The 7,404-nt window shown below is 42.8% G+C and carries 5 protein-coding genes; all 5 read right to left on the reverse strand.

Features of this window, described 5'->3' with window-relative positions:
• Positions 1-347: 347 nt before the first annotated feature.
• Positions 348-1,355 carry a sensor histidine kinase gene (locus V7K67_RS19385; RefSeq protein WP_334729618.1) on the reverse strand — a complete coding sequence of 336 codons (1,008 nt, stop codon included), beginning with the start codon at positions 1,353-1,355 and terminating at the stop codon, positions 348-350.
• 320 nt (positions 1,356-1,675) lie between these two features.
• Positions 1,676-2,167, reverse strand: coding sequence for a DUF2808 domain-containing protein (locus V7K67_RS19390; protein ID WP_335167963.1), 492 nt, complete (start codon positions 2,165-2,167; stop codon positions 1,676-1,678).
• A 425-nt stretch (positions 2,168-2,592) separates the two neighbouring features.
• Complete coding sequence (locus V7K67_RS19395; RefSeq protein ID WP_334729620.1) at positions 2,593-3,903, reverse strand: efflux RND transporter periplasmic adaptor subunit; 1,311 nt, start codon at positions 3,901-3,903, stop codon at positions 2,593-2,595.
• Positions 3,904-3,959: 56 nt separating this feature from the next.
• Positions 3,960-5,801: a TolC family protein gene (locus V7K67_RS19400; protein WP_335167967.1), complete on the reverse strand. Its 1,842-nt coding sequence runs from the start codon at positions 5,799-5,801 to the stop codon at positions 3,960-3,962.
• A 31-nt stretch (positions 5,802-5,832) separates the two neighbouring features.
• A complete protein-coding gene (locus V7K67_RS19405) occupies positions 5,833-7,299 on the reverse strand; it encodes an efflux RND transporter permease subunit (protein WP_335167965.1) in 1,467 nt (488 codons plus the stop codon).
• Positions 7,300-7,404 lie beyond the last annotated feature (105 nt).

The following is a 7,404-nucleotide window of genomic DNA, read 5'->3' on the forward strand; positions in this document are numbered from 1 at the left end:
TTGTGGGGTAAGGGTTTTCACTTTATGCGCGAATCTAGTCGCCCCAAACCCTTGTAACTCCGTTGTCCAAATTTCATCTTATGTGCAAACCCACAATTAAGAAACTCAAGAATCTAGAATTAATCTTGACTCTAGACAACCAAGCACGAAACCCGCATTTCTCACTCTTCAGTAGGGGCGTTAAAACAATTCGCAATTCGCAATTACGTTTTAGGACGGGGATTTAGACCCCGACCCAAAACGGGCTGCCTGTAGAGGTAGGGGACTTAAACCCCCAAAGTTCGTTAATTATTGATTAATAACAAGAAAATATGACTAGAGTAAGACTAGCTCCAATAAAAATATGACTATTCAGTACTTGGTAGTGAAAATCTAAACGTCGATCCTTTACCTAGTTCGCTTTCTACTTCAATTTTTCCGTTATGTAGTTCCACCAATCGTTTTGTAATCGCCAATCCGATGCCAGATCCTCCCGTTCTGGCATCTCTTGACTGATCTGCCCGCCAAAAGCGATCAAAGACTTTAGGCAAATCTTCTTGAGCAATTCCAATACCTGTATCTTTCACTGCAATCCACAGGTTATAGCCCTGCAACCAAGCACTAATGGTTACTGTTCCGTTAGGGGTATAAGTAATTGCGTTTGCAAGCAGGTTAATCAGAATTTGCTTGACGCGATCGCTATCGGCATAGGCAGGGGGTAAATTATTTGACAACCGCAATTGAAGTTGACACTTTGACTGTAACTTCGCAAGAGCAAAGTTTGTCACTATCTCCTTGAGGAGCGGTTCGAGGGGTAATGGCTGAAGTTCTAAGGGCAAATAACCCGTCTCGACTTTGGAGAGCTCGAGTAAATCATCCACTAAACGAATTAACCGCTCAATTTCTTGGGTCATTTGTCCAAGTATATTGGAGGTTATCTGCGTCATCCCAACATTTATCATTTCTAGATAGCCGTGAATTACGGTAATGGGCGATCGCAACTCGTGAGCCAGATTGCTAGTCAGTTCTTGTCGCCGCTCTTCGACTCCTTGTAAGCTAATGGCAAGATGGTTAAAACTATTGGCAAGGCTATTAATTTCAGGGATCGAAATGTGAGGTGCCCGTGCTGTTAAATCTCCAGTGGCAAATGCCTGCATCGCCTTTTCCACCGTTAGTAGTGGACGCAAAATAATGCGTGAAGTCAGTATGCTAACAGCACTAACACTGAAGAAACTAACGAGGGCTGCTACTACTCCGTCCTGAAAATTTTGCCCAGATAAGCGACTCACCAGACTGACGATGCTAATTCCTAGTAGCATCACACTCAGGTGCGACAAAAGTAATCTTAGCTTGATGGTCAGTGTCCAATGATACATCTATGCCAGAAATAGTAGTGGTAAATATATATTATTTGGGTGCGGCTGTTTTGAGAAGACAATTTTTATCTGGGTATAAAGCAATACGGTTTATATAGTACAAGAATCGTAAGCTTTAGACATTCCAAAAATAAGTTCGTTCAAAATTCAAAAACAGAATCATATATTTTTTGTAGTATTGTAATACACTTGGGAACGGGGTTTTTGTGTTTGATTTTTTGCGATCGCTTGTAAAGGATTATGGAATTGTTTGCCACCTGTTTATTGTCAGTGTGCTGTTTGCTATACAGATTTTTGAGCAGCTTACCACTACCTATGAATTAATAGGAAAGACGAAACTGAGCTATACCGATGGGTATTTCTGCATCAATCCCAACAAATTTAGCGGATACTCGGTATAACCAAGCATTAGAAATTCCTATTCTGCTCACTTTATTTAAGTCAATACTGATTATATTTCCCGGAGAAATTGCCTGGGGAAAAATAATAGTAAGCTTGTTGCCTTTAACAGAGGTAGCTGCTGGAACTTCTCTACCAGATTTCTCAAATATATTAATATCATTTTTTACACTTAGTCCTTCGGGAATATCAATATTTATTTGGGAAAGTATGCTGCTATTTTGAGGGATTTCTAACTGAAAACTCTGCCGAATATTTCCCCATTTACCTTGAGCAAATTGTGTTGTCTTAATGATGTGTGGGAAGCTAATAGAATATGCAACGGAATTTGCATATACAGCAGGGACAAAAGTCGCTGCTACTAAAATCAGTGTCGTTGAAGATATTAGAGGGAGGTAATTTTTAAGTAACATAGGTTATTTATTTCTCTAGAAATTATGTGCATAATTAATACTTTTTTCGGGTTGGAAATCTAGCGGTTCTCGTTCACGTGAGGTACACCCGTAGGGGCAATACCCTGCGGGAAGCCGCTTCTCTACGTTCGCGCAGCGTGTCGCAGACAGACGCACTCGCGTTCGCGTTTACATGAATTGCCCCTACACCTTGCGATATAATTTTGTACCGCATTTGAGTAGGAACCGCTATATACACCTGTTCAAATCAATACTATTAAGTGTTGTATTCATTAATCAGGCTAGGATTAAGTACTAACTGAAGTTAATATTTAAGTAATAGCAAGCAAATATGACTACAGTAAGAATAGCGTTAGCAAAAATACGACTAAAGCATAATTGCGTACCTCAGTCTGCAATGGTGGTAAGGCGATCGCACTCTCACTTCAACCGCCATTACTAAGCTTCAAAGCCACTCCCTGCAAAGCCAAGGTTCCTTGGGAGACTACAATTTCACCTGGCTTGAGACCCTTGATAATCTGGGTAGAATCTCCGTTCTCGACTCCTACTTCTACCCGACGTTCTTCATATCGATGTTCTTCTACCTTGACATAGGCGAAATTGTAATCGCCTTTACGCTGTATGGCGCTCTTAGGTACTGAGAGTAGATTCCTATTCTGTACCAACATTTTCAGGCGTGCAAACATATCTGGTTTGAGAGTCAAGTCAGGATTGGGGACATCTGCGCGAATTGACAGTGTACGAGTTTGAGGGTCGAGTAAATTAGCAACATAATTAATCCGTCCAGAAAAACCCTGGTTAGGTAAGCTGTCAAAAGTCAATTTCACAGACTGACCAACATGTACTTTATTAACGTCTTGCTCATAGGTATCCCCGACTAACCAGACTCGACTCAGATCCGCTAGGGTAAAAAGTTCCTTGCTGGGGTCGGCCAAATCGCCATTATTAATGGTGCGGCTGATCACAATACCGTCACGGGGAGCGCTAACTATAACATAGGGGTAGATTTGCCCTGTACGTACAACTTGGGCGGCTAATCCTACAGACACTCCAGATAAAGATGAACGTTCTTCCGCAACTATAATTGTTGACTTTAGCTTGGAATACAAGGCTTGTAGGTTAGCTTTATCCTTCTCATATTGGGTTCGAGCAGTTTCTAAATCAGTTTTAGCATCAATTCGGTCATTAAAAAGCTTTTGCTCGCGTTTGTAAGCAGCTTCAGAAAAATTTAATTGTACCTGAGCTTGCTTGATATCCGCGTTATTTTGTAGAGTCGCTTGCAACAAATCCGACTGAAGTTGACCGACTGTATCAGACTTAATCAAAGCCAGTGTTTGACCACGCTTAACACGTTGACCTAATTTCACAAATACAGTAGTCACCCGTCCGGGAACTGGGGGGGAAATGTGGGTGAGTAAATCATCAGCAGCCTGAACTCGCCCTGTCAATTGGATAGTAATTGGAAAAGGCTTGAACTCCACCACCTTTACCTTCAGTCCTATTTGCTGCTCTTGTTTGGGAGTCAGTGAAATATAGGTCGGTCCTTGAGTAAGTTGAGCAGCTTCTGCTGGAACCTCAGGAATGTTGACATCCTGTTCCGAAACTGGTTGAGGTTTGGTCTGTGTATCCTTTGAAGCTAATAAAAAAAACTTAGGCGTTTGCAAATTCTGACCGCAACCAGTGAGCAGACTCAGAACACACAGATAAAAAAAATAAAGGCGACAGAACTGTGTCATAATAATTAAATTGATCTATAGGATTCGCCACTCATTACACTTAAAAAATTATTTGGTCAGAATGATAGGGGAGTGCCAACCGCCTTTTCTAGATCCGCGTAGGCACTTTGGTAAGCCGTCACTGCATCCACATAAGCCGAGCGATTTTGTTGGTCTCCTTGTTCAACCGCGAGGGCACTAGCTAGATTAGTCTTGCCAACTTGGTAGCTTTCCTGAGCTAAAGCCAATACTTCTCTAGAATCGGGCAGCAGTTTTGACTGGTACTTGCGGATTTTTTCACGAGCAATGATCAAAGCCTCATAAGCAGTATGTACATCAACGGCAATTTGCGATCGCACAACGCTTTCCTGCTGTATAGACTGGTCAACTGTTACTTGGGCTTGTGCCACTTCCCCTTGCTGGTTATAAAATATGGGCAAGTTAGCTCCTACACCCAAAAATATACCATTCGTGTTGCTATTAGGAGTATTGGCAGTAGTGAACTGATAGCCACCACTCAATTGTAGGTCAGGGATACGCATAGCTTTAGCAAGACGTAGTTGCTCTTTTGCAACTTTGGTCTGCTGTTGGGCACTCTTGAAGTCTAGACGTTGTTCGTAAGCCTGTACAAGCAAATTATCGATGGTTGGAAGTGGCGCATTGGCTATGGGTACTATTTCTGTCTTTTTGACTGCTACATTAAATATTCCGGGGTCTGTGATCTCGATATTCTGGGTCGGACTATCTCCCATGAGTGCATTTAACTGGATGCGTGCTTGTTGAATACGTCCTCTGGATTGTCCGAGTTGGGGTTCTGTTTGATTCAGTACTAGTTGAGCTTGTAGTAACTCTGCCTCAGGAGCAGCTCCCGCCTCAAAGCGCTTGCGGGATATGTATACCAATCTTTGGAGTAGTTCAACCTGTTCTTGCTGCGAGCGTTCGCTTGCTTGGGCCGCAGCCAATTCAGCGTAAGCTCGACGTACTTGCCCACGAATGTCAAAACGATTAGAATTATACTGTAAAATTGCTAAGTCATACTGAGATTTGGCGACAGACAAACGTTTAGACCGCTTACCCCCTAATTCCACAGTTTGGTTAATGCTCACCTGTTGGGGGTTAGCAGCTTGGGAGTAGAGAGGCCCAAAACCGTATTCAAATCCTATCTGAGGATTGGGAATCGCTCCGGCGATCTTAATGCCCGCCGCACTAATTTTGATATTGTACTGATCTGCTAGCAGTTGAGGGTTTCTAGCGTCTGCTCTCTCAAAGGCTTCCTTGAGACTTAGACGCAGGATGGCATTGGGGTTTGTTTGTTCTTTATCTGTCTGGACTAATGAGCTACTTTCATTGAGCAGATTCTTTGCCTGATACTGCTGTTGAACTGGATTTGGCTGAGATGATTGAAGTTGTTTTGTGGTTGCAACGGTGGATTGTTCAGACTTTTGTTGCCCAGTCTGAGTATCGCTGTTGGAGTCAGGTGAAAAATCCCTCAGAGACGCAAGAGACTGAGATTTTTCTACAGGAGGTTGAAAAATTGCGAAACTCGGTACATTTTTTGGGGGTTGAATCTCCATAAGCTGCTGAGGAGATGAAGCAACCACAGCATTTGGAAAACCCTGTGCAATTTGTTGAGGTTGGCTACCCATAAGCTGCTGGGGAGATGGAGTTACCCCAAAAGTTGGCAAACTGAGTGTATTTTGTTGAGATTGGCTACCCGTATTCTGTTGAAAAGATGGAGTTAGCGCCAGAGTTGGCAAACTGAGTGTATTTTGTTGAGGTTGACTCCCCGTGTCCTTTGGTGCATCTGAAGGAACACCAGAAGAAGTTTTCTGTTGCTGACTACAGCTAGACAAAAGACTCAGAACCAGCAAATTGAATATCCAAAAATAGTAGGGCTGCATCCTCATAATCAAGATCATCACAAAAAAATAAATCCCCGCAATATGATGTTCAAACGTGTATTACTTTCTCCAAAGTCGGTTCAACAGAAGGAGAGTCTGTTTCTTCTTGTCTGTTTTTGAAATATTTATTTGTGTTTTTTTCCACTAAGTTGTACAAGGTTGGCAGCACTAACAGGGTGAGGAAAGTTGCTGAGATCAATCCGCCAATGATAACTATGGCAAAAGGTTTCTGGCTTTGGGAACCGATACCATTTGACGATGCTACAGGCAGTAAGCCTAAGATAGCCACAGTTGCTGTCATTAGTACTGGACGCATCCGTGCCAGCGCCCCCTCATAGACTGCCTTGGTAATGAAGGAGGGTATTAATTTCTCCTTTTCGTGTGACAGTTTAGTATGGTTAATCATCTTGAGGCTATTATTCTGTACTGCTAATTGAATCAGGGCGATGTAGACAGCTTGAGCTTTTATACTGGGGGGAGATGTGACGAGATCAGAAAAGCCTGATTCTTGAGAAAGCTTTTCAATATAGCTTTGGGACAATTGGTTAATAAAGCTGACCATGATCACACCATTCTGCACCGCTACCCCTGTGAGGGCAATAAATCCTACCCCTGCTGAAATACTGAAATAAGTGTGGGTGATAAATAAACCCACTACGCCACCAATAGCTGCTAATGGTACTGCTACTAAAATTAGCAGGGCATAGCGGGCTGAACCAAATGCCAAAAATAAAATCACGAAAATCAGACTCAGAGTCATTGGTACAACGATCATCAATCGCTGGTTGGACTCTTGCTGGTACTGGAATTGTCCACCCCACTCAAGTTCATATCCTTCAGGTAAATGCACTTGCGCTTGTACTTTCTGCTGTGCTTCCGCCACGGCTGACCCAAGATCGCGCCCCCGGACGTTTGCCTTGACAATGATATGGCGTTTGTTCTCTTCACGGTTAATGACTAAGGCTCCCGATACAGCTTGAGTATGAACTACCTGGGAAAGGGGAATTGGGCCGATTGGTCCAGGTGGATTAATTAGTAGGTTGTCTATTGCCTCTTTAGTGTTGCGATACGGTTTGGCTAAACGCACCAACACGTCGAATCGCCGCTCTCCTTCCACAAGCTGCGTAACTGTCTTCCCTCCCACAGATGTGGCAACTAGATTTTGAATATCGGAAACATTAAGACCGTAGCGGCTAGCAGCATCCCGATCTACAACTATCTGATACTGGGGCTGACCAAGGAGATGATCGTCAGCAACATCTACCATGCCAGGAATTTGACTAACAATACTAGTTATTTGGTCTCCTAATTTTTGCAAAATATTTAGATCTGCTCCAAATATTTTGATTCCCAGATTTCCCTTCGCACCAGAAATAGCTTCATCTACATTGTCCTGGATGTACTGTGAGAAGTTGTAATCTACGTTGGGAATCACTGAGAGATCCTTGTTCATAGCACTGACTAGATCTTCTTTATTACCGTGAAACTGTAAACGCCACTGGTCAGTAGGTTTCAAGTCTACTAAGAACCCTAGCTATCTAATTGGTATTTCAGGGCTTGAGACTCAAGCACAGAGAGAAGTTCGGTATGTTGATTGACTAAACCTTGTATTGCGGTAATT

The organism is Nostoc sp., from assembly GCF_036917155.1.
Taxonomy (GTDB): domain Bacteria; phylum Cyanobacteriota; class Cyanobacteriia; order Cyanobacteriales; family Nostocaceae; genus Nostoc.

Coding starts and splice junctions, on each gene's coding strand:
- V7K67_RS19385 (WP_334729618.1), bottom strand. CDS start 1,355: ATGTATCATTGGACACTGACCATCAAGCTAAGATTACTTTTGTCGCAC.
- V7K67_RS19390 (WP_335167963.1), bottom strand. CDS start 2,167: ATGTTACTTAAAAATTACCTCCCTCTAATATCTTCAACGACACTGATT.
- V7K67_RS19395 (WP_334729620.1), bottom strand. CDS start 3,903: ATGACACAGTTCTGTCGCCTTTATTTTTTTTATCTGTGTGTTCTGAGT.
- V7K67_RS19400 (WP_335167967.1), bottom strand. CDS start 5,801: ATGATCTTGATTATGAGGATGCAGCCCTACTATTTTTGGATATTCAAT.